Annotated in this window: 29 protein-coding genes; 16 read left to right on the forward strand and 13 right to left on the reverse strand. The window is 62.1% G+C overall.

The window, feature by feature from the left end; all coding sequences use genetic code 11:
• Positions 1 to 105 precede the first annotated feature (105 nt).
• The 6 genes from NKJ67_RS12670 (at position 106) to aat (ending at position 5,417) form a co-directional block, all read left to right on the forward strand.
• Positions 106 to 1,500, forward strand: coding sequence for a M48 family metalloprotease (locus NKJ67_RS12670; protein ID WP_127271627.1), 1,395 nt, complete (start codon positions 106 to 108; stop codon positions 1,498 to 1,500).
• Between the two features lie 61 nt (positions 1,501 to 1,561).
• The gene (locus tag NKJ67_RS12675; protein WP_127272408.1) at positions 1,562 to 2,365 is read left to right on the forward strand and encodes a DsbA family protein; all 804 of its coding nucleotides are present in this window, start codon (positions 1,562 to 1,564) and stop codon (positions 2,363 to 2,365) included.
• A gap of 148 nt (positions 2,366 to 2,513) precedes the next feature.
• Positions 2,514 to 2,948 carry a type II 3-dehydroquinate dehydratase gene (aroQ, locus tag NKJ67_RS12680; protein WP_013531359.1) on the forward strand — a complete coding sequence of 145 codons (435 nt, stop codon included), beginning with the start codon at positions 2,514 to 2,516 and terminating at the stop codon, positions 2,946 to 2,948.
• 26 nt (positions 2,949 to 2,974) lie between these two features.
• Entirely contained in the window at positions 2,975 to 3,433 is a 459-nt protein-coding gene (accB, locus tag NKJ67_RS12685; RefSeq protein ID WP_023812132.1) for an acetyl-CoA carboxylase biotin carboxyl carrier protein, read from the forward strand.
• Positions 3,434 to 3,443: 10 nt separating this feature from the next.
• A complete protein-coding gene (accC, locus tag NKJ67_RS12690) occupies positions 3,444 to 4,787 on the forward strand; it encodes an acetyl-CoA carboxylase biotin carboxylase subunit (RefSeq protein ID WP_127269233.1) in 1,344 nt (447 codons plus the stop codon).
• A gap of 12 nt (positions 4,788 to 4,799) precedes the next feature.
• Positions 4,800 to 5,417, forward strand: a complete 618-nt coding sequence (gene aat, locus NKJ67_RS12695; RefSeq protein ID WP_352581521.1) for a leucyl/phenylalanyl-tRNA--protein transferase — start codon at positions 4,800 to 4,802, stop codon at positions 5,415 to 5,417.
• A gap of 28 nt (positions 5,418 to 5,445) precedes the next feature.
• Here the strand turns inward: aat and NKJ67_RS12700 are convergent, their stop codons facing one another.
• The 3 genes from NKJ67_RS12700 to NKJ67_RS12710 form a co-directional block, all read right to left on the reverse strand.
• The gene (locus tag NKJ67_RS12700) at positions 5,446 to 5,832 is read right to left on the reverse strand and encodes a hypothetical protein (protein WP_127330800.1); all 387 of its coding nucleotides are present in this window, start codon (positions 5,830 to 5,832) and stop codon (positions 5,446 to 5,448) included.
• A gap of 75 nt (positions 5,833 to 5,907) precedes the next feature.
• On the reverse strand, positions 5,908 to 6,498 hold the full coding sequence (locus NKJ67_RS12705; protein ID WP_128309022.1) for a DUF2155 domain-containing protein: 591 nt from the start codon (positions 6,496 to 6,498) through the stop codon (positions 5,908 to 5,910).
• Between the two features lie 124 nt (positions 6,499 to 6,622).
• Positions 6,623 to 7,021, reverse strand: a complete 399-nt coding sequence (locus NKJ67_RS12710) for an NADH:ubiquinone oxidoreductase subunit NDUFA12 (protein WP_013531353.1) — start codon at positions 7,019 to 7,021, stop codon at positions 6,623 to 6,625.
• A 228-nt stretch (positions 7,022 to 7,249) separates the two neighbouring features.
• On the opposite strand from NKJ67_RS12710, the gene panB reads away from it, so the two are divergent.
• Together panB and panC are read left to right on the forward strand one after the other, a co-directional pair.
• Positions 7,250 to 8,092, forward strand: a complete 843-nt coding sequence (panB, locus tag NKJ67_RS12715; RefSeq protein ID WP_352581522.1) for a 3-methyl-2-oxobutanoate hydroxymethyltransferase — start codon at positions 7,250 to 7,252, stop codon at positions 8,090 to 8,092.
• Complete coding sequence (panC, locus tag NKJ67_RS12720) at positions 8,089 to 8,940, forward strand: pantoate--beta-alanine ligase (protein WP_352581523.1); 852 nt, start codon at positions 8,089 to 8,091, stop codon at positions 8,938 to 8,940. The genes panB and panC overlap by 4 nt, the downstream gene beginning before the upstream one ends.
• A 100-nt stretch (positions 8,941 to 9,040) precedes the next feature.
• Here the strand turns inward: panC and NKJ67_RS12725 are convergent, their stop codons facing one another.
• The 3 genes from NKJ67_RS12725 to gatB all read right to left on the reverse strand — a co-directional run bounded on the left by NKJ67_RS12725 (position 9,041) and on the right by gatB (position 11,461).
• Positions 9,041 to 9,385 carry a VanZ family protein gene (locus NKJ67_RS12725; RefSeq protein WP_023812139.1) on the reverse strand — a complete coding sequence of 115 codons (345 nt, stop codon included), beginning with the start codon at positions 9,383 to 9,385 and terminating at the stop codon, positions 9,041 to 9,043.
• 83 nt (positions 9,386 to 9,468) lie between these two features.
• Positions 9,469 to 9,957, reverse strand: a complete 489-nt coding sequence (locus tag NKJ67_RS12730; RefSeq protein WP_352581524.1) for a GNAT family N-acetyltransferase — start codon at positions 9,955 to 9,957, stop codon at positions 9,469 to 9,471.
• A 4-nt stretch (positions 9,958 to 9,961) separates the two neighbouring features.
• Positions 9,962 to 11,461, reverse strand: coding sequence for an Asp-tRNA(Asn)/Glu-tRNA(Gln) amidotransferase subunit GatB (gene gatB, locus NKJ67_RS12735; protein WP_352581525.1), 1,500 nt, complete (start codon positions 11,459 to 11,461; stop codon positions 9,962 to 9,964).
• Positions 11,462 to 11,757: 296 nt separating this feature from the next.
• On the opposite strand from gatB, the gene NKJ67_RS12740 reads away from it, so the two are divergent.
• Positions 11,758 to 12,015 (forward strand): YjhX family toxin, encoded by a 258-nt coding sequence (locus tag NKJ67_RS12740; protein ID WP_127269620.1) that lies wholly within the window; start codon positions 11,758 to 11,760, stop codon positions 12,013 to 12,015.
• Between the two features lie 48 nt (positions 12,016 to 12,063).
• Here NKJ67_RS12740 and NKJ67_RS12745 read toward each other — a convergent pair whose 3' ends face one another.
• Together NKJ67_RS12745 and NKJ67_RS12750 are read right to left on the reverse strand one after the other, a co-directional pair.
• Entirely contained in the window at positions 12,064 to 12,495 is a 432-nt protein-coding gene (locus NKJ67_RS12745) for a CBS domain-containing protein (RefSeq protein ID WP_027039198.1), read from the reverse strand.
• Between the two features lie 87 nt (positions 12,496 to 12,582).
• Positions 12,583 to 13,341 carry a rhomboid family intramembrane serine protease gene (locus NKJ67_RS12750; RefSeq protein ID WP_352581526.1) on the reverse strand — a complete coding sequence of 253 codons (759 nt, stop codon included), beginning with the start codon at positions 13,339 to 13,341 and terminating at the stop codon, positions 12,583 to 12,585.
• Between the two features lie 388 nt (positions 13,342 to 13,729).
• Here NKJ67_RS12750 and NKJ67_RS12755 point away from each other — a divergent pair, with 388 nt between their 5' ends.
• The 4 genes from NKJ67_RS12755 to NKJ67_RS12770 all read left to right on the forward strand — a co-directional run bounded on the left by NKJ67_RS12755 (position 13,730) and on the right by NKJ67_RS12770 (position 16,867).
• Entirely contained in the window at positions 13,730 to 14,362 is a 633-nt protein-coding gene (locus NKJ67_RS12755) for a PAS domain-containing protein (RefSeq protein WP_023812148.1), read from the forward strand.
• 177 nt (positions 14,363 to 14,539) lie between these two features.
• The gene (locus NKJ67_RS12760) at positions 14,540 to 15,157 is read left to right on the forward strand and encodes a PilZ domain-containing protein (protein ID WP_023812149.1); all 618 of its coding nucleotides are present in this window, start codon (positions 14,540 to 14,542) and stop codon (positions 15,155 to 15,157) included.
• A gap of 271 nt (positions 15,158 to 15,428) precedes the next feature.
• Entirely contained in the window at positions 15,429 to 16,037 is a 609-nt protein-coding gene (locus NKJ67_RS12765; protein WP_352581528.1) for a transglutaminase-like cysteine peptidase, read from the forward strand.
• Positions 16,038 to 16,306: 269 nt separating this feature from the next.
• Complete coding sequence (locus NKJ67_RS12770) at positions 16,307 to 16,867, forward strand: ankyrin repeat domain-containing protein (protein WP_352581529.1); 561 nt, start codon at positions 16,307 to 16,309, stop codon at positions 16,865 to 16,867.
• 43 nt (positions 16,868 to 16,910) lie between these two features.
• On the opposite strand, the gene NKJ67_RS12775 is transcribed toward NKJ67_RS12770, so the two are convergent.
• Positions 16,911 to 17,438 (reverse strand): gamma carbonic anhydrase family protein, encoded by a 528-nt coding sequence (locus NKJ67_RS12775; protein WP_352581530.1) that lies wholly within the window; start codon positions 17,436 to 17,438, stop codon positions 16,911 to 16,913.
• A gap of 19 nt (positions 17,439 to 17,457) precedes the next feature.
• Positions 17,458 to 17,799 (reverse strand): DUF6949 family protein, encoded by a 342-nt coding sequence (locus NKJ67_RS12780; protein ID WP_127291442.1) that lies wholly within the window; start codon positions 17,797 to 17,799, stop codon positions 17,458 to 17,460.
• A gap of 125 nt (positions 17,800 to 17,924) precedes the next feature.
• On the opposite strand from NKJ67_RS12780, the gene NKJ67_RS12785 reads away from it, so the two are divergent.
• Positions 17,925 to 18,650: a hypothetical protein gene (locus tag NKJ67_RS12785; protein WP_352581531.1), complete on the forward strand. Its 726-nt coding sequence runs from the start codon at positions 17,925 to 17,927 to the stop codon at positions 18,648 to 18,650.
• Positions 18,651 to 18,719: 69 nt separating this feature from the next.
• Here the strand turns inward: NKJ67_RS12785 and NKJ67_RS12790 are convergent, their stop codons facing one another.
• Together NKJ67_RS12790 and cysE are read right to left on the reverse strand one after the other, a co-directional pair.
• Positions 18,720 to 18,923, reverse strand: a complete 204-nt coding sequence (locus tag NKJ67_RS12790) for a DUF3126 family protein (protein ID WP_013531334.1) — start codon at positions 18,921 to 18,923, stop codon at positions 18,720 to 18,722.
• 151 nt (positions 18,924 to 19,074) lie between these two features.
• A complete protein-coding gene (cysE, locus tag NKJ67_RS12795) occupies positions 19,075 to 19,923 on the reverse strand; it encodes a serine O-acetyltransferase (RefSeq protein ID WP_013531333.1) in 849 nt (282 codons plus the stop codon).
• A 147-nt stretch (positions 19,924 to 20,070) separates the two neighbouring features.
• Between cysE and NKJ67_RS12800 the strand changes: the two genes are divergently transcribed.
• Positions 20,071 to 20,676 (forward strand): HD domain-containing protein, encoded by a 606-nt coding sequence (locus NKJ67_RS12800; protein ID WP_128308274.1) that lies wholly within the window; start codon positions 20,071 to 20,073, stop codon positions 20,674 to 20,676.
• Positions 20,677 to 20,706: 30 nt separating this feature from the next.
• Here NKJ67_RS12800 and NKJ67_RS12805 read toward each other — a convergent pair whose 3' ends face one another.
• Positions 20,707 to 21,612, reverse strand: a complete 906-nt coding sequence (locus NKJ67_RS12805; RefSeq protein WP_256746167.1) for a LysR family transcriptional regulator — start codon at positions 21,610 to 21,612, stop codon at positions 20,707 to 20,709.
• Between the two features lie 121 nt (positions 21,613 to 21,733).
• Here NKJ67_RS12805 and NKJ67_RS12810 point away from each other — a divergent pair, with 121 nt between their 5' ends.
• A complete protein-coding gene (locus tag NKJ67_RS12810) occupies positions 21,734 to 22,726 on the forward strand; it encodes an ABC transporter substrate-binding protein (protein WP_256746166.1) in 993 nt (330 codons plus the stop codon).
• The last annotated feature ends 33 nt before the right edge of the window (positions 22,727 to 22,759 follow it).

The raw sequence follows: 22,759 nt of genomic DNA on the forward strand, positions 1-22,759 counted from the left end.
CGCATGTGCCGCACAAATGCCCGATTGATGTGAGGATCACAAGTTGAGGAAGTTTCCGGCGCCGACTTTTCATCTTTCGCCCGCTCGTCTACCAGTGGAGCCATCATGTTGAGCCGACCCAGATCGACGATTGCCCAGGCAGCGCGCGTCTTCGCGACGCTTTCGCTTGGCGTTGCCGTTGCAATGGCGAGTTCGGTCAGCGCCTTTGCCCAGAACGTGCCGGTGGTGCGCGACGCCGAGATCGAGGCGCTGGTTCGCGATTACGCGCGGCCGATCTTCAGGGCGGCTGGCCTGGCGAATGACGGCATCGACATCGTTCTGGTCAATGACCAGAGTTTCAACGCCTTCGTCACCGGGCGCCGGCTGTTCATCAACACCGGCGCGCTGATGACGGCTGAAACGCCCAACGAGATCATCGGCGTCATCGCGCACGAAGCCGGTCATATCGCCGGCGGCCACCAGCAGAAACTCCGCGACCAGCTTGAACGCGCCAAGACGATGGCCATCATCGCGACGCTGCTGGGTGCCGGTGCCATGGTCGCCGGCGCGACAACCAATAGCCGCGGCCTTGCCGGTGCGGGCGTGGGCGTGGCCGCCGGCGGCGGCGAGATGGCACAGCGCAGCATCCTCGCCTACCAGCGCACCGAGGAGATGACGGCCGACCGCTCGGCGATCACCTATCTCAACGCCACCGGCCAGTCCGGCATGGGCATGCTGAAGACGTTTCACCGCTTCCAGACTGCGCTGTCGCTCTCGGGCGCGCAAGTCGATCCCTACCGGATCAGCCATCCGATGCCGCGGGATCGTATCTCCAATCTCGAAGTGCTGGTGAAACAGAGCCCCAATGTCGACAGGCCGGACCCGCCCGCGCTGCAGCAGCGCCATGACATGGTGCGGGTGAAGATCGCCGTCTACATGGAAGGCCAGGCGGCTGCGTCGCGGCTGATGCGAAAGATGCAAGGGACACTCGCCGCGCTATATGGCGACGCCCAGTCGACCTACCTGTTCGGCAACATCGCCGCCGCGCTCGCCAAGACCAATGCACTGATCAAGGCGCAGCCCAAGAACGCTTACTTCCAGGAACTGCGCGGCGACATCCTGATGAAGGCAAACAAACCCAAGGAAGCCGCGGACGCCTACGCCAAGGCGGTCAGCCTCGATTCGGCGCGGTCCGGTCTGCTGCCGGTGTCCATGGGCCAGGCGCTGATGGCCGTCGGCACGCCCGACTCTCTGAAAAAAGCCGTCGTGCAGATCAACAACGGCCTCGGGCGCGACAAGGAAAATTCAGCCGGGTATCGCTATCTGGCACAGGCCTACGGTGAGTTGGGTGACATACCGGGCGCCGAACTTGCCACCGCCGAAAGCCATTTCTATTCCGGCAACTACAAGGATGCGAAGATTTTCGCCATGCGGGCGCAGCAGCAGATGAAACGCGGCGAGCCGCGCTGGCTTCGCGCCCAGGATATCATAAACTACAAGCCGTCAACCAAGATCAAGTGAACCTTCCGGCCGCGCGCCACGACATAGCCAGACCGGAAAACAGGTAGAAGGAACAGGAACGATGAAAAAGGCACTGCTGCTGGGCACCACGGGGGTTGCGGTCGCCCTGGCCATGCTGGCTTTCGGATTCGTTGCCGGAAACCCGCAGATCGCCAAGGCCGGTACCGCACAGCCGGTCGAGACCGCGGCGGCCGATACCAAGATCGACCGCACCGAGGTCGAAGGCATCATCCGCGACTATTTGTTGAAAAACCCGGAAGTCCTCCTGGAAGTCCAGGACGCGCTTGAGGCCAAGCAGAAGGAAGAGCAGCGCATCGCTCATCTCGGCGTGATCAAGAATGCCAAGGACCAGATCTTCAACTCCGCCTTCGACGGCGTCGTCGGCAATCCGAACGGCAAGGTCACCATCGTCGAGTTCTACGACTACAATTGCGGCTTCTGCAAACGCGCCATGGACGACATGCAGGCGCTGACCAAGACCGATCCGGACCTGCGCTTCGTGCTCAAGGAATTCCCCATCCTTGGACCGGAATCGCAGAAGGCGAGCGTGGTCTCGATGGCCTTTCACCTGATGCACCCGGAAAAGTACGGCGAGTTCCACAATGCGTTGCTCGGCGGCCAGGGACGCGCCACCGAGGCGTCGGCAATCAAGGTCGCGCTGTCGCTCGGCGCCGACGAAGCGGCGCTGCGCGAGAAGATGAAGGACCCGACAATCAACGAGGCCCTCGCCAAGACCTACGATCTTGCCAACAAGCTGGCGATCACCGGAACGCCGTCCTATGTCATCGGCAACGAGGTGGTGTTCGGAGCACTCGGGCAGGAAGTGCTGGCAGAAAAGATCGAGGCGGCGAAAGCCGCGCTCTGATCTTGCTCGCCAGCTATTTCTCACGGGCACATTTCCGCCTGTTGTGGACAGTGAAAGAACGCACTTGTGCTCTTTCCGCGGGCGGCTATGCCCATTATAGAGGGCCCAGCGCGCCGGCTTGATGACGGCGCCGGGAAAGGTCGGCTTTTTGAAAACGGTTTTCGTCCTGAACGGTCCCAATCTCAACGCGCTCGGCAAGCGCGAGCCGGGCATCTATGGCGGCAAGACGCTTGCCGCGATCGCCGACGACTGCAAGCAGGCAGGCACGGCGCTGGGGTTCGAGATCGATTTCCGCCAGTCGAACCATGAGGGCGACCTTGTCGACTGGATTCAGGAAGCTGGCGACAAGGCTGTCGGCATCGTCATCAATCCGGGCGCCTACAGCCACACCTCGATTGCCATCCACGACGCCATCCGCGCCGTCGCGCCGTTGCCGGTGGCCGAAGTTCATCTTTCCAACATCCATGCGCGGGAACCATTCCGCCACGTCTCCATGGTCGCGCCGGTCGCCGTCGGCATGATCTGTGGCTTTGGGCCGCTCGGCTATACGCTGGCGCTACAGGCGCTGGCCGCACGCCTATGACCGGCCAACAAACAGAAGGCTCGAAAATGTCGATAAAGAAGACCGGTGTTGACCAGCAACTGATCCGCGATCTGGCGGGCATACTGAACGACACCAATCTCACCGAGATCGAGGTTGAACTGGGCGACCTGAAGGTGCGCGTCTCGCGGCAGGCGCCGGCTGTTCATGCAATCGCAGCGCCGCAGCAGGCCTATGCGCCGGCAGCAGCGCAAGCTGCCTCCGTAGCTCTGCCCGTTGTGGCAGATATTTCCAAGAACGCAGTCACCTCGCCGATGGTCGGCACCGCCTACCTGGCGCCGTCGCCGGACGCCAAGGCATTCATCGAAGTCGGCCAGAAGGTCAAGGAAGGCCAGACGCTGCTGATCATCGAAGCGATGAAGACGATGAACCAGATCCCCTCGCCACGTGCCGGCACGGTGACCGCGATCCTTTTCGAGGATTCGCAGCCGGTCGAATATGGCATGCCGCTCGTCGTGATCGAATAGAGCGGGCCTGATGTTTCAGAAGATCCTCATCGCCAATCGCGGCGAAATCGCCCTCCGGGTGCTGCGCGCCTGCAAGGAACTCGGCATCCAGACGGTGGTGGTGCATTCGACCGCCGATGCCGACGCCATGCATGTGCGGCTCGCCGACGAGAGCGTCTGCATCGGTCCGCCGCCATCGCGCGACAGCTATCTCAACATCCATCAGATCGTTGCGGCCTGCGAAATCACCGGCGCCGACGCCGTGCATCCGGGCTACGGCTTCCTGTCGGAGAACGCCAAGTTCGCCGACATACTGGCCGCGCACAACATCACCTTCATCGGTCCGTCCGGCGACCATATCCGCATCATGGGCGACAAGATCGAGGCCAAGCGAACCGCCAAGCGCCTCGGCATTCCGGTTGTGCCCGGTTCGGACGGCGCCGTCACCGACCAGAAGGAAGCCAGGCGCATTGCCGCCGAGATCGGCTATCCCGTGATCATCAAGGCATCGGCCGGCGGTGGCGGACGCGGCATGAAGGTCGCCCTCACCGAGGCTGACCTGGAGATCGCCCTGCAGACGGCGAGCACGGAAGCCGGTGCCGCCTTCGGCGACGATGCCGTCTACATCGAGAAATACCTGGAAAAGCCGCGCCATATCGAAGTCCAGGTGTTTGGTGACGGCTTTGGCCGCGGCGTGCATTTCGGTGAGCGCGACTGTTCCTTGCAGCGCCGCCACCAGAAGGTCTGGGAAGAGGCGCCCTCGCCCGCCCTCAATGCCGAAGAGCGCGCCCGCATCGGCGGCATCTGCGCCAAGGCGATCGCCGACCTCGGCTATTCCGGCGCCGGCACCATCGAGTTCCTCTACGAGAATGGCGAGTTCTACTTCATCGAGATGAACACGCGCCTGCAGGTCGAGCATCCGGTGACGGAAGCGATCACCGGCATCGATCTCGTGCATGAGCAGATCCGCGTCGCCTCCGGTGGCGGCCTCTCGGTGAAGCAGGAGGACATCAAGTTCAACGGCCACGCCATCGAATGCCGCATCAACGCCGAGGACCCGCGCACCTTCACCCCCTCGCCCGGCACGATCACCCATTTCCACACACCGGGCGGCCTGGGCATCCGCGTCGATTCCGGCGTTTATTCCGGCTACAAGATCCCGCCATACTATGACAGCCTGATCGGCAAGCTGATCGTGCATGGGCGTAATCGCGTCGAGTGCATGATGCGCCTGCGCCGCGCGCTGGACGAGTTCGTCGTCGACGGTATCAAGACGACGCTGCCGCTGTTTCGCGATCTCGTCGGCAATGCCGACATCGCCAATGGCGACTACGACATCCACTGGCTGGAAAAATACCTGGCCAAGGAAGACTAGCGCGGAGACGCGATGACCCGCCCCTACGCGCCCGGCTATCGCATCCCCACCGACCTTCTGCTCAAGGCCTACGCCTCGGGCGTCTTCCCGATGGCCGAAAGTGCCGGCGACCCGGAGGTGTTCTGGGTGCGGCCGGAGACGCGCGGCATCATTCCCCTCGATGGTTTTCACGCGCCGAAAAGCCTCAGGAAAACGATCAGGAAGAACCCCTTCGACATCCGTTTCGATTTCGATTTCGAAGCGACCATCGACGGCTGCGCCGAAAAGCGCGTGGAACGGCGCTCGACCTGGATCAATGCGCCGATCCGCGAAGCCTATGTCGAGTTGCATCGCATAGGCCATTGTCATTCGGTGGAGGCGTGGCGCGAGGACCGGCTGGTCGGTGGCCTCTATGGCGTGTCGCTCGGCCGGGTGTTTTTTGGCGAGAGCATGTTCGCCAGGGAGACGGACGCTTCCAAGACCTGCCTTTTCTATCTCGTCGAGCGCTTGAAGGCACGCGGCTTCGCGCTGCTCGATACGCAGTTCACCACCGAGCACCTCAAGCGCTTCGGCGCCGTCGACGTGCCGCGCGGCAAATATGAAAAGTTGCTGGCCGACGCGCTGAAGGGCGAGGCCATATTCTATCCCTGACGCCCAATTCTATCCCTGAAGATTGAGCCTACTTCCCAGTGGCGGCTTCCAATGGGGTCTGCGAATGGAACATCATCTTCCAGCCGTTGACGCGATGGACATAGCCGGTGCTGACCAGCGCGGCGTAAGGTTCGCCGTTCTCGCGTGTCGCATGTGCCTCGTAGGTCAGCATGATGATGTCGCTGCCCGGCTCGATAATACCCTTGAGGTCGATTTTCAGGTCGCGCCAGCGGTTGGGCTTGGTTGCGGTCTTGGCGAGATCCGCATTGTCCATCGCCTGTGCCATCTGCGGAAACGCCACCAGGCATTCGGTGTCGACATTGGCCGCATAGTAGGCCGCGTCGCCCGTCCAGAATCCCTTTTCGAGTTCCAGCAACTCTGCCTTGCCGGCTGTGATCCGCTTGCTGTCTGACATCGGAAGATCCTCCCTGCGCATAGATGCGCGCTCATCCGTGCCCCAACGTATGGTGGCAAGGACGGTTCCGGAGGATCAGTTGGTGTCGGTCGTATCGGGGTCCGAAGCGTCCGGCTCCGTCACGCCAGGCTCTGTCACGTCCGGAGCGGTCGCGGCTTTCGGTTTGGCCGCCGCGGGCTTGGGCGCCTCGGCTTTGGTTGCGTCAGCCTTGGCGCCGTCGGGCGCCGGCACATCCGACTTCTGCTTGCATTCCTTCAGCCAGACGTCGTAGACGGCATGCTCGACGGCATTGAGGCCGGGGCTTTCGGCAAACATCCAGCCGGTGAAGATGCGGCGAATTTTGCGGTCGAGCGTGATCTCGTCGACCTCGACGAAGGAATCGGTCTTCGGCGCCTCGGCCTGCGGCCGCGAATAGCAGACGCGCGGCGTCACCTGCAAAGCGCCGAACTGCACCGTCTCGTCGATATAGACATCGAAGGTGATGATGCGGCCGGTGATCTTGTCGATACCGGCAAACTCGGCAACGGCATTGGTGACCCGGTCCGCTCCGGCGGGCAGCGCCGGCGCGGGTGCCGCGGGCTCAGGCGAAGCGGCGAAGGCCACGGTGCTGACGGCAAGACCGGCGGCTAGCGCCAGACTGGCCGATATTGAGTAAGAAAAGCTCATGCAAAGATACCGGTGGTTCGCGCCCGGGTGATTCTGTCGATCGCCAAGGCTAGTCGCCGTTTTCTGATCAGCAAGCAGCTAAACACCAATTGTGGCGATAAAGGACCGGCTTGCACCCTGTCGCCTACGACCCGGGTGTCCAGGCATCGTAGTCGCCGGTGACCTGCGGGCGGTGCTGATTGGTCAGCACCGAGCCCTTCGGGCGATAGGCCGCCGGGCTGCCGGTCAGATTGGGCTGATGCGGCTTTTGCCAGTCGCGCGGCTTGTAGTCCTCGCTGGACGGCGCGACGTCGACGCGGTGGTGCATCCAGCCGTGCCAGCCGGGCGGTATCGCCGAAGCCTCCGAATAATTGCGGTAGATGACCCAGCGGCGCGTGCGGCCTTCCGAATCGATGCCGCCTTCGTAATAGAAATTGCCGGTCTCGTCCTGGCCGACCTTCTTGCCGTACCGCCACGTGTGCAGGCGGGTTCCTATCGTCTGGCTGTTCCACCAGGTGAAAAACTGCGTAAGGAAAGTCTTCATTTCAAAACCCTCGCGCCGGCAGCGCCCGTTTTCCTGCTTATGGCGTCAGGCCTTGCCGAAGGCAAGGCTTTTGCCACGGCGTGCGCGCAAATGGCTTGCCTGAAGCCCGACACAAGCCTGTGATCCTCCCGGTCGCTGCATGCACGCTTGCCAAGCCTTTGCGGTATTTCTAAAGCTCTGCGCGCCCATGCCTGCATCCAGCCCGGCTTGAGGCCAAGGAGGTGACGATTGGCCACGGAATTGCCGACCACCGACATTCGCATCAGCGCCGAGGCGATTCGCCACCGCAAGGGCGGCACGCCGATCGTTTGCCTGACCGCCTATACCTATCCCATCGCCCGTCTGCTCGATCGCCATGTTGACCTGCTTCTGGTCGGCGACAGTGTCGCCATGGTCCTGCATGGCCACAAGACGACTCTGGGCGCCTCGCTGGAGATGATGATCGCACATGGGCAGGCCGCGATGCGCGGCTCGGCCAGGGCCTGCGTCGTCGTCGACCTGCCGGCCGGCACCTATGAGGCAACGGCAGCGCAAGCCGTCACCTCGGCGCGGCGGGTCGTCGACGAAACCGGCTGCCAGGCGGTGAAGCTCGAAGGCGGCCTCGACATGATCAGCCAGATCGAGGCCATCGTCGCCGCCGGCATTCCGGTGATGGGACATATCGGCCTGCAGCCGCAATCGGTCGAGAAGGACGGCGGCTACAAGATCAAGGGCCGCACCGAGGAGGCTGTTGCGGCATTGCTTCGCGATGCGCTCGCCGTCGAGAATGCCGGCGCTTTCTCGGTGGTCATCGAAGGCACGGTCGAGAGGGTCGCCGCCGATATCAGCCGCCGCCTCGCCATTCCGACCATCGGCATCGGTGCCAGCGGTGAATGCGACGGCCAGATCCTGGTCATCGACGACATGGTCGGGCTGACCGTCGAGCGCGTGCCGAAATTCGTCAAGGAATACGCCGATCTGCGCAGCGTGATCTCGCATGCGGCGGAAACCTATGCAGCCGAGGTGCGGGGCCGGACATTCCCCGGCCCCGGCCATGTCTTTTCGGCGACAAACAGCAGGGACGACGCATGAGCCAACCCGCCGTCGTCGACAGCGTAGCCGCACTTCGCGCGCAAATCCGGGACTGGCGGCGCGACGGCCTTCGTGTCGCCATGGTGCCGACCATGGGCGCTTTGCATGACGGGCACATCTCGCTGGTCAGAATCGCACTCGAAAGAGCCGAGCGCTGCGTCGTGTCGATCTTCGTCAACCCGACCCAGTTCGCGCCGAGCGAAGACCTCGACAAGTACCCGCGCCAACTCGCCCGCGACCTCGACCAACTGGGCGCGGCAAACGCCGACCTTGCCTTCACACCGACGGTTGGCGAGATGTATCCCGCCGGCTTCGCCACGAAAATCTCGGTCGGCGGCCCCTCAGCCGGGCTCGAATCGGACTTTCGGCCGACCTTTTTCGACGGCGTCGCCACCGTGGTGGCAAAGCTCCTCCTGCAGGCAACGCCCGACTGTGCGGTCTTCGGCGAGAAGGACTACCAGCAGCTTTGTGTGGTGAGGCAGCTCTGCCGCGACCTCGACCTGCCTGTCGAGATCATCGGCGCACCGACGATACGCGACGCGCATGGTCTCGCCATGTCGTCACGCAACGCCTATCTCGATGAGGCCGAACTGAAGATCGCCCGCCAACTCAACGTCATATTGCGCAATACGGCTGCGGCCCTGGTGGCAGGCGCCGGCCAGAGCGACGCAACCGAAGAGGCCAGCCGCGCCCTCATCGCCGCCGGCTTTCAGAAGGTCGACTATGTCGAGGTACGCCAAAGCCTGACGCTTGCGCCATGGCGCCGAAACCGCGAAGGGCGTCTTCTCGCGGCAGCATGGCTCGGCAAGACCAGACTGATCGACAATGTGGAGATTCCCGCTGTCTAGCGCGAAGGCTCGATCCTTCGGCCAGACAGACACGAGCCGACCACAGTCGATGGTCCCGTACTCTTTGGGGTCGACGTATCGCGGCGGATTGCTGCCGCGCCTAGCTCTCGCTCTTTTGTCCGCCGGCCCTGACGATCAGGTGTCCCGCCACGATCCCAACCACCCCGGCAAGGGCTTTCACCAATGCATCGATGAGGCGTGCATGGCGACCGGGATCAATGAGCTGAAGCAGTTCCAGCATGCCGGCGGTCACAGCCACGAAGATCACGACCTGGTACAGTCGGTTGGGGAAGCCGATCGCCAGGGCGAAGCCCAGCAGGACATAAGCCAAGGCACGCTCGACATTCGCTTCAGCGAGGTGCGGCCGCATCTGGATCGGCGACAAGGTCGCGAAAATGATGATGGCGAGCAGCGCCAGCGCTGTAATGCGGGACAGTTTGGTCATGCTCTTGCATATCCGTCGTGAGCCGGCACAGCAAACGCCGCGATGACGCATGGCCGGGTCGCTCTATTCATCCCGGTGGCAATCTATCCGAGCGACTTCTCGAAACTCAGCGTCGTCGGCCTTGAGGTATCACGGGACTCCTCCGCGGCACTGACAGGCAAGAACCCTTTCGACCGATAGAAGGCGATGGCGCCGCCATTGGCCTCCTCGACCTCGACGCGCAGCGTTCGCGCTTCCGGGAAACTGGCCTCGACCTCGTCGAGCAGTGCTTGCCCGGTCCCGCGCCTTTGGCAGTCCGGATGGACGTAGAGCTGGTTCAGCAGGATGATTTTCGCATCGGCGGTGGCGGCGGCGAAAGCCATGCCGCCGATCCGCTTGCCATCATCGGCCACCAGGAATTCCGAATTCGGCCGCGTCAGCCGCGAGCGGAGCGAAGCAATCGAGTGCCATTCGTCGGTGATCTCGGTGACTTTGGCAGCGCCATAAATGGCGTCATAGGTCGCATGCCACGTTTCCACCAGCAGCGTCCGCACAGCGGCAAGGTCGCGTTCACCTGCGGTGCGGACGAACACGGCGCTACTCGATGCCCAGCTTGGCCTTGACGAGGTCGTTGACGGCTTGCGGGTTGGCCTTGCCGCCGGTCGCCTTCATCACCTGGCCGACGAACCAGCCGGCCATGCTCGGCTTGGCGCGCGCCTGTTCGACCTTGTCAGGGTTGGCGGCGATAACGTCGTCGACGGCCTTCTCGATGGCGCCGGTATCGGTGACCTGCTTCATGCCACGGCTCTCGACCAGTAGGCGCGGGTCGCCGCCCTCATTCCAGACGATCTCGAACAGGTCCTTGGCGATCTTGCCGGAGATGGTGCCATCCTTGATCAGATCGATGACCGCACCGAGCTGCTCGGGCGAAACCGGAGCGTTTTCAATGTCTTTTCCGGCCTTGTTCAATTGCCCGAGCAGATCGTTGATGACCCAATTGGCGGCAAGCTTGCCGTCGCGGCCGGCGGCCACCTTTTCGAAATAGTCGGCGATCGGCTTTTCCGAAACCAGGATCGAGGCGTCATAGACGGACAGGCCGAGCGACGCGATCAGCCGCGCCTTCTTGTCGTCCGGCAGTTCCGGCAATTCCTTGGCCAGCGCATCGACATAGGCCTGGTCGAATTCCAGCGGCAAAAGGTCGGGATCGGGGAAGTAGCGGTAATCATGCGCCTCTTCCTTGGAGCGCATCGAACGCGTCTCGCCCTTGACGGCGTCGAACAGCCGCGTCTCCTGATCGATCTTGCCGCCATCCTCGAGGATGGCGATCTGCCGGCGCGCCTCATAGTCGATGGCCTGGCCGATGAAGCGGATCGAGTTGACGTTCTTGATCTCGCAGCGCGTGCCGAACTCGCCGCCCGGCCTGCGCACCGAAACGTTGACGTCGGCGCGCATCGAACCTTCGTCCATGTTGCCGTCGCAGGTGCCGAGATAGCGCACGATGGTGCGCAGCTTGGTGACATAAGCCTTGGCCTCGTCGGCCGAGCGCATGTCCGGCTTGGAGACGATCTCCATCAGCGCCACGCCGGAGCGGTTGAGATCGACATAGGACATGGTCGCATGCTGGTCGTGCATCGACTTGCCGGCATCCTGCTCCAGATGCAGCCGCTCGATGCCGACCTCGATGTCCTCGAATTCGCCCTGGCGGTCCGGGCCGACCGAAACGATCACCGTGCCTTCGCCGACGATCGGCTGCTTGAACTGCGAGATCTGGTAGCCCTGCGGCAGGTCGGGATAAAAGTAGTTCTTCCGATCGAAGACCGACTTGTGGTTGATCTGCGCCTTCAGCCCCAGGCCGGTGCGGATCGCCTGCTTGACGCATTCCTCGTTGATGACCGGCAGCATGCCCGGCATCGCCGCATCGACCAGGCTGACATTGGCGTTGGGCGGCGCGCCGAAGGCCGTCGAGGCGCCCGAAAACAGCTTTGCTTCCGACGTGACCTGCGCATGGACCTCGAGGCCGATGATGATCTCCCAGTCGCCGGTGGCACCGGAAACAAGGCGCTTGGCGTCGGGTGTGCGGGTGTCGATGAGGGACATTGTGGCCTGCGTATTGGAACTCGGATTATGCATTTACGCATATTTTGGTTTGCAACTTCGCTAGTGCAAACCGCTTCGTGAGACAAGCGCCCAAAAAACACAAGCGCAAAGCCACGGACTGGCCTTCTCAGCCGCTTTCGCCTATAGGACGTCCATTCCAATGGAGAGTGGATGTCCACTTGCGCTCAGTCCCGGTAAGGCCCTGACCTCTTGGCGAGGCAGGGCAGAAAACCTGAAACCCCGTGCCGCGAAGCTTCGCGGCGGCGGCATTTTTTGTTTTCCCGGAAAACTCTCACATGGATATTTCGCGCACTGAACAGCGCATCCTGCACCTGCTCGCGCAGGGCGGACGCATTGAAATCGAAAAGAACGACAAGAAGCGGATCGCCTCCGTCAAATGCCTGACCCGCGACGGCTGGCACTATCCGGACGTCGATCTCGACATGTTTCGAAAGCTGAAGCGGAAGAAGGCGGTTTCTTCGTCGGGAGGCGGCCCCTACCGCATCACCCGGCGCGGGCTCGCACTCGTCCGCTCCGAACTCGACAACAGGTAGCCCGCGGTTCCGCCGGTCGGTTCTCCGGCCGGCGGTTCGCCTCACCGTTCAGGCAGTGGCGATATAGGCCCTGATCTGGTCGGCCTCGCGCTCGACATCCTCGATGCGGCGCTTGACCACGTCGCCGATGGACACGATGCCATCGAGCATGCCGTCCTTTTCCACCGGCAGATGGCGGAAACGGCCGCGGGTCATAATCTCCATCACCTCGTTGACGGTGTGATTTTCGTTGCAGATCTTCACCTTCGGCGTCATCGCCGAACGCACGGCGATATCGAGCGCGGCTCCACCTTCCCGGGCGACAACCCGGACGATGTCGCGCTCTGACAGGATGCCGACGATCTTGCGATCGCCATTGGTGATGACCAGCGCACCGATCTTGTGCTCTGCCAGGATGCGGATGGCTTCGCTCAGCTTTTCGTTCGGCCCGAGCGTCAACACGTCATGGCCTTTTCTCTCGAGAATTGCCTTCACCGTCATGGCGTCCTCCTCTGCTTTGCCTGCCGGTTCCTGCCCTGACCGGCCTTCACGTAAGAGTGAACATCGTGCGCCGTGATCGGTTGCATTTCAAGTGCGGTGGTCAGTCGTCTCCCACTCGGGCGCCTGCCATCGCCTGTCGAACCAGCGCAGGCCGAAGAAGCCCGCGACAAAGCCGCCAATATGAGCCTCCCAGGCGATCTGACCATCTACCCCTGGGGCAAACCCGAGCAGGCCGGTGGCGAGATTGATGACCATCCACATGGCGAGGAAGATCACGACACCGCGCAGGCGCAATACGAATGCGATCGGCAGCACAGGGCCGGCGAAGGCGGCCTTGCCGGCCGAACGGTCGGTGCGGAAGCCGAAACGCGCCGCAGCCCCCATCATGCCCGATATCGCACCGGAAGCCCCGACCAGCGGCGCCTCACCATAAGGATGCATCGCCCAGAAAAGCGCGACCGAAGCCAATCCGGTTGCGGCAAAAAACAGCGCGAACCACAGCGTTCCCAGACGGTTTGCCAATGGTGAACCAAACGCGGCGAGCCACACCATATTGATGGCGATATGGGCAAAGCCGCCATGCATGAAGGCATAGGTGAAGGGCCGCGAAAACAGGAACCAGTCGAAGCCGTATTGCCCGGTGTAGAGAACGGGGATGAAGGCCCCGTCATACAGCAATGTCATCTGCTGGGATTCGCTCAACACATATTGCTGCAACAGGTAGACGACGACGCAGATGCCGATCACCGCCAGCACGACAGGCGGCAGGTTGAACACCGGCTCGCGCCGCGGTTCAGGTGCGCCCTCGAACGGGTCGACTTCCGAGGGAGATGCCGGTTCACTCATTTGAAATTGCACTCTGCGGGATTCGGGGTTCGAGCATCTAGATCACCACGGACCGAACCGCAAACCGCGAATCGCCGCGGCGCGAATCAAAAAAGAAGCCGTTCAAGGTTTCCCTTGAACGGCTGGTCGAGCCCCCTGCTCCCCTAAAACTCTTGACTGAAGTGCTGCCGATCGTCGCGAAACGACCGCTTCTGGAGTGGTTTTTGTGTGCCACGGGGCTCGCTACGATGCAACGTAAACCACTTGTTAACCTTAACGGCCCCGACCCGTGAACAAGTGTTAACGACGCTGGCACGCTTCCTGCTCCGCAACGCATGTAGGTCATCGGAGGGCGCCCTTCTGTTCACCGATGGGACATCAGACGACAGAATGCGCGGAGCAGCATAGCATGAACCAGAATGGATCGATCACGCTGTTCCAATATTGGAATCGCCTGCGTGACGGACGTCCTGCCCCGAAGCGCTCGGAGGTCGAGCCGGCCGACATCAAGTCGCTGCTGGCCGACACCTTTATCCTGGAACGGGACACGCGCGGGCAAGCCGTATTCCGGCTGGCCGGCACCAGGCTTTGCGCCTGCTACGGCCGCGAACTCAAGGGGTTTTCCTTTCCATCGCTGTGGCGCGAGAAGGATCAGCGGCTCGTCTCGCGGCTGATCCATGGCGTCTTCGAGCAGAAGTCGGTCGTGCTCATCAGCTATGAGGGTTTCAGCCGCAACGGGCGTTCCAACAAGTTCGAACTGCTTGCCCTGCCGCTGGACGGCGGCGTCGAAAATCCGCGCTGCCTGGGCGTCATCAGTGCCGTGGAGAAGCCCTTCTGGCTGGGTGCCGATCCGATCACCGACGCGTTGATCGATTCGATACGCGTCATCGATCCGGAGAAGGAGCTTCTCAACAATCGCCCGGCGATCGATGTTCCCTCGCTCGTTCCCGATGAACTTGGAGCACCCGAGACGATCTCGGCACTCGGCCGGGCGCGCCGCATCCGCCATCTCGTCGTGTTCGATGGCGGGCGCGAGGAATAGTCCCTTTGCGGCCTGATGCACGTCGCCCAAAACTGCGCGGCTGTTTTGGCACCGCGACCTGCAAAAAGGAAACCCGTGGAGCGCCCGCTTTTTCCCTTTGTTAACCCGCTTTGTTGTACTTCTCTGATGAAGTTCCTCGCATCGGCGCGCGGGATGCCAAACGGGGTGTAGGCAGTCATGAGGTCAGCGGCGGTCGACTATGCGCCGTCCCAAGCTGAAAGGCGTAACTTTCAGCGCGTCCGGGTTAAAATCTACGGACGCTTCATGCTGGAAGACCGCACCGAACACCCCTGCCAGGTCGTCGACATGTCACCGGGCAATGTCGCGTTTCGCACCGACCGCATCGGCATGCCCGGCGAAAAAATCATTGCCTACATCGATCATATCGGCCGCATCGAAGGTGTCGTCACCCGCACCTTACAGGACGGTTTCGCGATGACCGTCATCGCGTCGGATCGCAAGAAGGACAAGCTGGCCGCGCAATTGACCTGGCTCGCCAACAAGCATGAACTCGACCTGCCGGAAGATCGCCGCCACGAGCGCGTCGCGCCGCGCAATCCGACCAGCGTGCTGCAGCTCACCGACGGCCGCCAGTACCAGTGCCGTATCATCGACCTTTCGCTCTCCGGCGCCGCGGTCGAGATCGACGTCAAGCCGGCGATTGGCATCCAGGTTATGCTTGGCACCATGCGCGGGCAGGTCGTGCGTCATTTCGAGGACGGCGTCGCCATCGAATTCGCTGTGATCCAGCGCCCCGAAACGCTCGATTCCGAATTCAACACGCCACGTACCTGAGCAGGCCCGACAGCGACACTCCACGAAACCGGCCCTTGTGGCCGGTTTTTTGTTTTCGACGCCATGACCTGCATGCTTAGGCCACTCTTGGCGGGGCTTGGCAGCCCTCCGCGCGTCGAGATTGGCGCCTCAAAATCCAAACGAATTAATACTCAAATGATTCAAATTTTACGTTTATTCTACTGGAGTTTTACTTAATATCTACTTCGAGCTTTTGCGTCAAATAAATCCGCATGTGGCAATGTCTCCTTCGAACGGGGAGACTACAACAATGAAGAAAACGAGGGGCAAGCTGTTGCTGGTGGCAATGGCGATGCAGCTTTCCGCTTGGGGATCAGCATATGCCGCGGGACCGGCCTATATGCACACCGGCGGACGCACCACCCAGCCTGTTGGCCATTATGAGTTCTGCCAGCGCAGTCCTGGCGAATGCAGCGAACGGACCCCGAAGGGTGCGCCGGTCGAACTGACCCGCAAACTGTGGGCGACGATCGTCAACATCAACAATTCGGTCAACACTCGCATCAAGCCGCGCACCGACATGGAAAACTACGGTGTCGAGGAATATTGGGCCTATCCGGTCAATGGCTATGGCGATTGCGAGGATTACGCGCTGGAAAAGCGCCGCGAGTTGATGGATGCGGGCGTGCCGGCCGGCAATCTGCTGATGACGGTGGCGCGCCAGCCGAATGGCGACGGCCACGCAGTGCTGACCGTGCGCACGAGCCTCGGAGAATTCATCCTCGACAATCTGGAAACCAAGGTCCTGTCCTGGACGGACACCGACTACACCTATCTCAAGCGCCAGTCGGACCAGAATTCCGGCGTTTGGGTGACGATCAATGACGGCCGCTCCGACGCGGTCGCCAGCGTCCGCTAAAACAGAGATCAAGCGCGCCGCGTGAATGCGAGGCGCTTCAGGAGAAACCCGGTCGAGTCCCCACCCTCCCCGTCCCCAACGACCGGGTGAAAGGAGCCGGCCCCGTCCCCGGGCCGGCTCCGCCATTTCTTGCGGAGGCCGTTCGAAAACCAATCAGCTTGCGGTAGGCTGGAAGATCGCAATCTTCATTCAGTCGAATCGTCCCGCCTTCCCACGCCCGGAAGATCGAGGCACTATAGGCCGTCAGTTTCGCCTTCTGGATCACGGCCATGTTGGAAATCCCGGAAGATCGATGCGAGCGCCATCGCCTGTTCAACGTTATCGACGATGCCTTCAAGGCCGGCGACTTCGAGGGCCTCGGCATGGCGTTGGGCGGCTCTTCCCGCTGGTTCGACGAGCGCATGCCGTTCGAGCTCGGCCTCGGGCATCCGCTGGAATATGCGATCTATTGGAGCCCCGTCGGCTTCATCTCGACCTTGCTCGATGCGGGCTCGGATCCGAATTACAGGGATCATGGCGGGTTTCCGTCCTTCATTGCGGCGCTGTCCACCGACCGGGCCGACAGACTGGACATCGTGCGGGTGCTGATCGAAGCTGGCGCCGACCCCAACATGCGGGGCGTCAACGACTGGACTCCGCTGCACTATTCGGTGGCCATCCGCAGTGTCGATGCGATCGGCCTGCTTTTGGCGGCGGGCGCCGACCCGGTGCTCGAAACCCGCATCGATGACTACAGGAACGTGATCGAGGAAGCCGAGATTGCCGGCTTTGAAGCCGGTGCCTCCTTGCTGCGCGATGCGATGGCCGGGCGCAGCTCCGACAGACAGTGAGTTGGGGCGCTACGAACCACCGCCAGCAAATGCCAGGCTGACCTCAGACCTTCTTCAACCCCGCCTGGAAGCGCTTGCCGTTGGCAACGTAGTGCGCCGCCGAGCCGCGCAACCTTGCCACGGCCGCGTCGTCCAGCACCCTGATCGCCTTGGCAGGCGAGCCGACGATCAGCGAATTGTCCGGGAATTCCTTGCCTTCGGTGACCAGCGCACCGGCGCCAACCAGAGAATTTCTGCCGATTTTCGCGCCGTTCAGCACGATGGCGCCCATGCCGATCAGGCTGTTGTCACCGATCGTGCAGCCATGCAGCAAGGCGCGGTGGCCGATCGTGCAGCCTTCCCCGATCGTCAGCGGGAAGCCGGGATCGGTGTGCATGACAGTATGTTCCTGCACATTGGTGTCGGCGCCGATGACGATGGGCTCATTGTCGCCGCGGATGACGGCGCCGAACCAGAAGCCGACATTGCGTCCGACCCTGACGTCGCCGATCAGCGTCGCATCGGGCGCGATCCAGTTCGAATCCGCATCGGCGAAGCTGGGCTCTGTTCCATCGATCGCATAAAGCGGCATTTCTGGTCTCCGAATCGTCTCAGCCTGGCAGCTCGGACCCTAGGAGACGGACCGTCCATGAGGCAATGGCAAGCACGACGACGCCCAGCGCCAAAGTCCACGCAATTGCCGTGCAGCCGCAGGACATCAGCGCCAACGTTGAAATGCGGCGCTGACGCCGGGCATCGATGGCATCATTGACCAGCATGAAGGGTCCGGCACAGGCCGTGGCGAGCAGCGAGCGCAAGACATGTGACGGCGACACATAGGGTTCGGTGAAGGCGACCTTGCGGCCCGACACCAGTTCCATAGCCGATCCGGCCAGCCCGCAGGCCGTCAACCCGACGGCAAAAGCAAAGAGTGTGAGTTCCAGCGGTCCCATCTTAACTTTCCATTTACCATGAAATTGCACAGTCGTTCCACGCAGGCTGCAAGAGCCGTGCCGTGCGATGTGTGCCGCCCAGGGACACTGGAGGCGGACGGGCGGCCCGAGATCCGAGGACTGAGATGAAGCAGGCAGCGCTCGCCAACGAACTCACCGTGGTCGATTCCAGGCTGATGAAGCGGGTGCTCTACGGATTCGCGGCGCTGGCCCTGCTTTCAGCAGCGATCAGCCTTGCCGGCAAATGGTTTGGCCATTCGATCGCCATGGCCGGATACACCGACGACGCAACGATGCACCAGGTGGTGATCGGCAACAATGTCATCACGGTCCCGGCCAACGCCATCCGGTTCGCCCAGGCCCGGCGCGACGGCATCGCCTCGCGGCTCGACCTCTATTTGCGCTATCCCCAGATGGACGGCTACAGCGAGGCCGCGCGGGATGATTTCAACCATACGGGGACAGCCAAAAGCATCGTCTTCCTGTCCTTCGAACAGCAGATGATGTCGCGTGACATGACTGGCCGCTTCGCGCCGATCTACAGCGCGTTGATCACCCAACCCGGCATTGTCGGGCCTGGCGGCACCATGATTTACGGTTTCAACGAGAAATCAGGCTATCTGAACGAGGTGCTGGTTGTCGGCAATCGCCCCGGCAAGGAGCCGTTCGTGGCCCGTTGCCTGAGCGGACCAAGTGCCGACCAATCGCTGGCGCCTTGCGAGCGCGACATCCAGGTCGGCGACGAGCTCAGCCTCACCTATCGCTTCCCAAGGGAGTTTCTGGGCGATTGGCAGGCGCTCGACGCGGCAATCGCCACTGAAGCCGGGCGCGTCCTGAAAACAGGACATTAAGAAAGCCTCGGAAGGTCCGGCCGGCCGGCCGCATTCGAGGCGGAGCCGGCCGAGCGCAAAATCGCTGGCTCAGGCCAGATCGATGTCGAGGATCGCCATCGAGAAATTGTAATCGCCGTCGTCCTCGTCCTTGAAGACGATGCCGAGGAATTCGTCGCCGACATAGACCTCGGCCGAATCGTCCTTGCGCGGCCGTGCCTTGACCTCGAGCTTGGGGTTCTGGAAGACGCGCTTGAAATAGGCGTCCAGCTTTCTGATTTCGTCCGGCTTCAACAGTCTTCTCCGATCATCGGGCTTGCTCGTTCGAACGCGCTTCTGGCACGTCGACAATGGCGATGTAAAGGCAAGCGGCCTGATAAGGCGAGACAACCGCCCGCTCCTGCCCGCGGCCGGAATCCGACAGCAGACGACGGCGCCGTGAAAATCAGATGTCGAAACTGACGACCTGATCCATCGTCTGCGACGGCAGAAGCTGGTCCATCTGGCGCGACGGCTGATCGCAGCCGGTCTCACCGACGACGCGGGCCGGCACGCCGGCAACCGTCTTGTTGTGCGGCACAGGCGACAGCACCACCGAGCCGGCCGCTATCTTCGAGCAATGGCCGATTTCGATGTTGCCGAGGATCTTGGCGCCGGCGCCGATCAGCACGCCATAGCGGATCTTGGGGTGGCGGTCGCCGCCGGCCTTGCCGGTGCCGCCCAGCGTCACGCCATGCAGGATCGACACGTCGTCCTCGATGACCGCGGTCTCGCCGACCACGAGGCCGGTGGCGTGGTCGATGAAGATGCCCTTGCCGATGCGGGCGGCCGGGTTGATGTCGGTCTGGAAGACCGAGGACGAGCGGCTCTGCAGGTAGAGCGCGAAATCCTTGCGCCCCTGGTTCCACAGCCAATGCGCCAGCCGATGGGTCTGGATGGCGTGGAAACCCTTGAAATAGAGCACAGGCATGATGAAGCGGTCGCAAGCCGGATCGCGATCGTAATAGGCCTGGATGTCGACACGCACCGTCGTCGGCCACTCCTTGTCGTCGGCCAGCATGGACTTGAAGGTCTGGCGGATGAGATCGGAGCCGATGTCCTGGTGCGCCAGCCGCTCGGCCAGCCGATGAATGACCGCCTCCTCCAGGCTGTCCTGGTTGAGGATGGTCGAATAAAGGAATGCAGCGAGCAGCGGATCGCGGTTGACAGCCTCCATGGCCTCGTCGCGGATCGAACGCCAGATCGGATCGACCGGCTTCAATGCGCTGTGTCGGGAAATGCTGATGCTGTTCATCGCCGTCTGGTCCTGCGTCCTGCCTGGCTTGCCTGTAGTGCTTGCCTGTTGCCTGGCCGCACATATAAGCCAGATCATAGCACGATTGAACTCAATTTTCCTTAGTGCTTTGTCAAATGGATTTGGTTCGCGGGAATTCAAGCAGCCATGGAAAACGAACCCTTGATCGACGACGCGCTGAAAAGCGAGCTTTCGGCTCTCTACCGGGCGCCAGGCCGCCACTATCACAACCTTTCCCATATCGAGGCAATGCTGGCGCTCGCTGGCGACTGTCGAGAATTGCTCGGCGACCCCGAGGCGATCGAAGCGGCGATCTGGTTCCACGATGCCATCTACGACAGCAAGGCCAAGGACAATGAGGCGCAAAGTGCGGCCCTTGCCGAGAAAAAGCTGGCGGGCCGCGCAAATCCTTCACGCCTCAACCGCATCTCGGCAATGATCGTCGCCACCGCCACGCACCAGGTGCCGCCGTTCGAAGACGCGGCGGCCACACGGGACGCAAGTCTTTTCCTGGATATGGACCTGTCGATCCTGGGAGCCGCGCCGGACGCCTTCGACGCCTATGAGCGCGCCGTGCGGCGCGAGTATCACTGGGTGGAGGAGCCGATGTGGCGAGCCGGACGCAGTGCGGTCTTGAAGAGCTTCCTCGCCCGCCCGCATATCTTCCACACTGAAGAGTTTCGCCAGCGCTGCGAACCGCAGGCCAGGGAAAACATGACGCGGTCATTGCAGGCCCTGCAAAGCCCTTTGTGATCTTCGCCGGTGGCGCGCTTGCATGTCGCCCTATCCGGCCACGGGCGTTGCATCGAACAATGCACCGAGAAACGCCTGAACAAGCGAGCGCTGGGCGTCGGTCTTGCGATAGGCGACGCGGTGTATGGAACTGAACGAATAGGCCCTCGGCTTGATTGCCCGCATGTCTCCGGCGGCGACCCAGGGATCGGCAAAATGGCACGGCAGAAAGCCGATGAAGTTGCCCGACAGGATCAGCATCAACTGCGCTTCCATGTGCACGACCGATGCACTCGCCTTGGGATGGCCGACCAGGTAGAGGTCGTCGAAATGCCGATAGCTGCGCACCGAGAACCGCGCGGCGTCGACGGCGCCTTGATCGATCCTTGAATCGAGCATCGCAAAGAGCGGGTGCCGGCGGCCGCAATAGAGAAGATGCGGTTCGCCGCAATAGTCGCGATAGACAACCCCAGGCGCTTTCTGCGACAGCGGCCCGATGACAACGTCGCGACCGCCATCGGCGACTTGTTGCTCGAGTTCGGACGGCGTACCCACCGAAAGGTCGATGAAGACGTCGGAATCCGGCCCCATGAAGCGGCTAAGCGCGTGCTGGATACCCAGTTCGCCACTGGTGAAGACCCCATCAGACGTGCCGACCCGCAAGCGGCCCGACAGGCTGCCGCTGGCTGCATTGATGCGATGTCCGAAATCGTCAAGGTCGCGGAACAGCTTCTGCGCCGCATCGTAGGTTGCCTGCCCAACCTCGGTCAGGCGGAATTGCTTGCGCCCGCGATGGCAGAGTTGGGCACCGATGCGTTTCTCCAGCTCCGCCAGATGCGTGCTCAGCGTCGGCTGTGACAGGTTGAGCGTGATTTGCGCAGCGGCGAACCCGCCTGAATCGGCCAGCGCCACGAAAACGCGCAGCAGGCGGATGTCGATATTGTCCAGCCGGCGCATGGCGCCCCCCATGATGCACAGAACGATACATCGATGTTATTCGATGTATCGTTCTAAATAAACTCATTTACATCAATGTCAGAAATCGCGAGCCTGTACGGAACAAAATTGGGGAACAATCATGAAACCGTTACTCGGCACCGCCTTGTCCGCAGCCCTGCTGCTCGCCAGTTCGCAGCTTGCCCTCAGCGCCGACCAGATCCGCATCCTGGCGCCGACATGGCTGGGATTTGCGCCTGTCCATATCGCCAGCGACCTTGGCTGCTTCACCGCCAAGGGCCTTGATGTCAGCATCAAGTTCGAGGATGACCTGACCAACGTCATGGCGGCGATGGCGCGCGGCGACATCGAGATGCAGATGCGCTCGGTCGGCGAATATCAGGGCCGCCCGCGCGACGCCTCGACGCCCGGCATCATCATCGGAACGATCGACGAATCCGTCGGTGGCGACGGCGTCATCACCGATGACAAGATCAAGTCGGTTGCCGATCTCAAGGGCAAGGTTGTCGCGGCCGAGCCCAACATCCCCTCGCGCCTGCTGTTGCAGATGGAGCTGAAGCAGGCGGGCCTGTCGCTGAAGGATCTGCAGATCAAGGACATCGCGACGGCCGATACGGGTGCGGTTTTCGTCGATGAATCGATCGCCGCGATCGCGACCTACGAACCGTTCATGTCGCAGGCGCTGAAGGCCTCGACCCGCACCGGTGCCCGCATGCTGATCTCGTCCAAGGATCATCGCGGCATCATCATCGACGCGATCATCGCCCGCAACGACGACTTCAAGGCGAACCCCGACAAATACGCAAAATTCCTCGGCTGCATCTATGAGGCGGTCGATTTCATCAAGGCCGAGCCGGAAAAATTCGCCGACATGGCGTCCAAGCATTTCGGCCTGACGCCTGCCGAAGTGACCGACATCGTCAACTCCAGCCTGTCCTACACGACGCTTGCAGAATCCCTGGCCTACATGGGCAAGCCGGGAGAAAAAGGCACGTTGCACGGGATATTCGACACGGTGATGGATCTAAACCTGGAGAACGGCGCCGCCGACAACAGACTGGTGGCGGCCGACCAGATCGACAATTCGGCGATCAACAAGATCCCGGCGAAATAGCGGCCGCGCGGCCGGGCCGGCAGCTTGTCTCGG

Origin of the sequence: Mesorhizobium sp. M0088 (assembly GCF_040322895.1) — a bacterium.
Lineage (GTDB): Bacteria > Pseudomonadota > Alphaproteobacteria > Rhizobiales > Rhizobiaceae > Mesorhizobium.

Coding starts and splice junctions, on each gene's coding strand:
- NKJ67_RS12670 (WP_127271627.1), top strand. CDS start 106: ATGTTGAGCCGACCCAGATCGACGATTGCCCAGGCAGCGCGCGTCTTC.
- NKJ67_RS12675 (WP_127272408.1), top strand. CDS start 1,562: ATGAAAAAGGCACTGCTGCTGGGCACCACGGGGGTTGCGGTCGCCCTG.
- accB (WP_023812132.1), top strand. CDS start 2,975: ATGTCGATAAAGAAGACCGGTGTTGACCAGCAACTGATCCGCGATCTG.
- accC (WP_127269233.1), top strand. CDS start 3,444: ATGTTTCAGAAGATCCTCATCGCCAATCGCGGCGAAATCGCCCTCCGG.
- aat (WP_352581521.1), top strand. CDS start 4,800: ATGACCCGCCCCTACGCGCCCGGCTATCGCATCCCCACCGACCTTCTG.
- NKJ67_RS12700 (WP_127330800.1), bottom strand. CDS start 5,832: ATGTCAGACAGCAAGCGGATCACAGCCGGCAAGGCAGAGTTGCTGGAA.
- NKJ67_RS12705 (WP_128309022.1), bottom strand. CDS start 6,498: ATGAGCTTTTCTTACTCAATATCGGCCAGTCTGGCGCTAGCCGCCGGT.
- NKJ67_RS12710 (WP_013531353.1), bottom strand. CDS start 7,021: ATGAAGACTTTCCTTACGCAGTTTTTCACCTGGTGGAACAGCCAGACG.
- panC (WP_352581523.1), top strand. CDS start 8,089: ATGAGCCAACCCGCCGTCGTCGACAGCGTAGCCGCACTTCGCGCGCAA.
- NKJ67_RS12725 (WP_023812139.1), bottom strand. CDS start 9,385: ATGACCAAACTGTCCCGCATTACAGCGCTGGCGCTGCTCGCCATCATC.
- gatB (WP_352581525.1), bottom strand. CDS start 11,461: ATGTCCCTCATCGACACCCGCACACCCGACGCCAAGCGCCTTGTTTCC.
- NKJ67_RS12740 (WP_127269620.1), top strand. CDS start 11,758: ATGGATATTTCGCGCACTGAACAGCGCATCCTGCACCTGCTCGCGCAG.
- NKJ67_RS12745 (WP_027039198.1), bottom strand. CDS start 12,495: ATGACGGTGAAGGCAATTCTCGAGAGAAAAGGCCATGACGTGTTGACG.
- NKJ67_RS12750 (WP_352581526.1), bottom strand. CDS start 13,341: ATGAGTGAACCGGCATCTCCCTCGGAAGTCGACCCGTTCGAGGGCGCA.
- NKJ67_RS12755 (WP_023812148.1), top strand. CDS start 13,730: ATGAACCAGAATGGATCGATCACGCTGTTCCAATATTGGAATCGCCTG.
- NKJ67_RS12760 (WP_023812149.1), top strand. CDS start 14,540: ATGAGGTCAGCGGCGGTCGACTATGCGCCGTCCCAAGCTGAAAGGCGT.
- NKJ67_RS12765 (WP_352581528.1), top strand. CDS start 15,429: ATGAAGAAAACGAGGGGCAAGCTGTTGCTGGTGGCAATGGCGATGCAG.
- NKJ67_RS12770 (WP_352581529.1), top strand. CDS start 16,307: ATGTTGGAAATCCCGGAAGATCGATGCGAGCGCCATCGCCTGTTCAAC.
- NKJ67_RS12775 (WP_352581530.1), bottom strand. CDS start 17,438: ATGCCGCTTTATGCGATCGATGGAACAGAGCCCAGCTTCGCCGATGCG.
- NKJ67_RS12780 (WP_127291442.1), bottom strand. CDS start 17,799: ATGGGACCGCTGGAACTCACACTCTTTGCTTTTGCCGTCGGGTTGACG.
- NKJ67_RS12785 (WP_352581531.1), top strand. CDS start 17,925: ATGAAGCAGGCAGCGCTCGCCAACGAACTCACCGTGGTCGATTCCAGG.
- cysE (WP_013531333.1), bottom strand. CDS start 19,923: ATGAACAGCATCAGCATTTCCCGACACAGCGCATTGAAGCCGGTCGAT.
- NKJ67_RS12800 (WP_128308274.1), top strand. CDS start 20,071: ATGGAAAACGAACCCTTGATCGACGACGCGCTGAAAAGCGAGCTTTCG.
- NKJ67_RS12805 (WP_256746167.1), bottom strand. CDS start 21,612: ATGCGCCGGCTGGACAATATCGACATCCGCCTGCTGCGCGTTTTCGTG.
- NKJ67_RS12810 (WP_256746166.1), top strand. CDS start 21,734: ATGAAACCGTTACTCGGCACCGCCTTGTCCGCAGCCCTGCTGCTCGCC.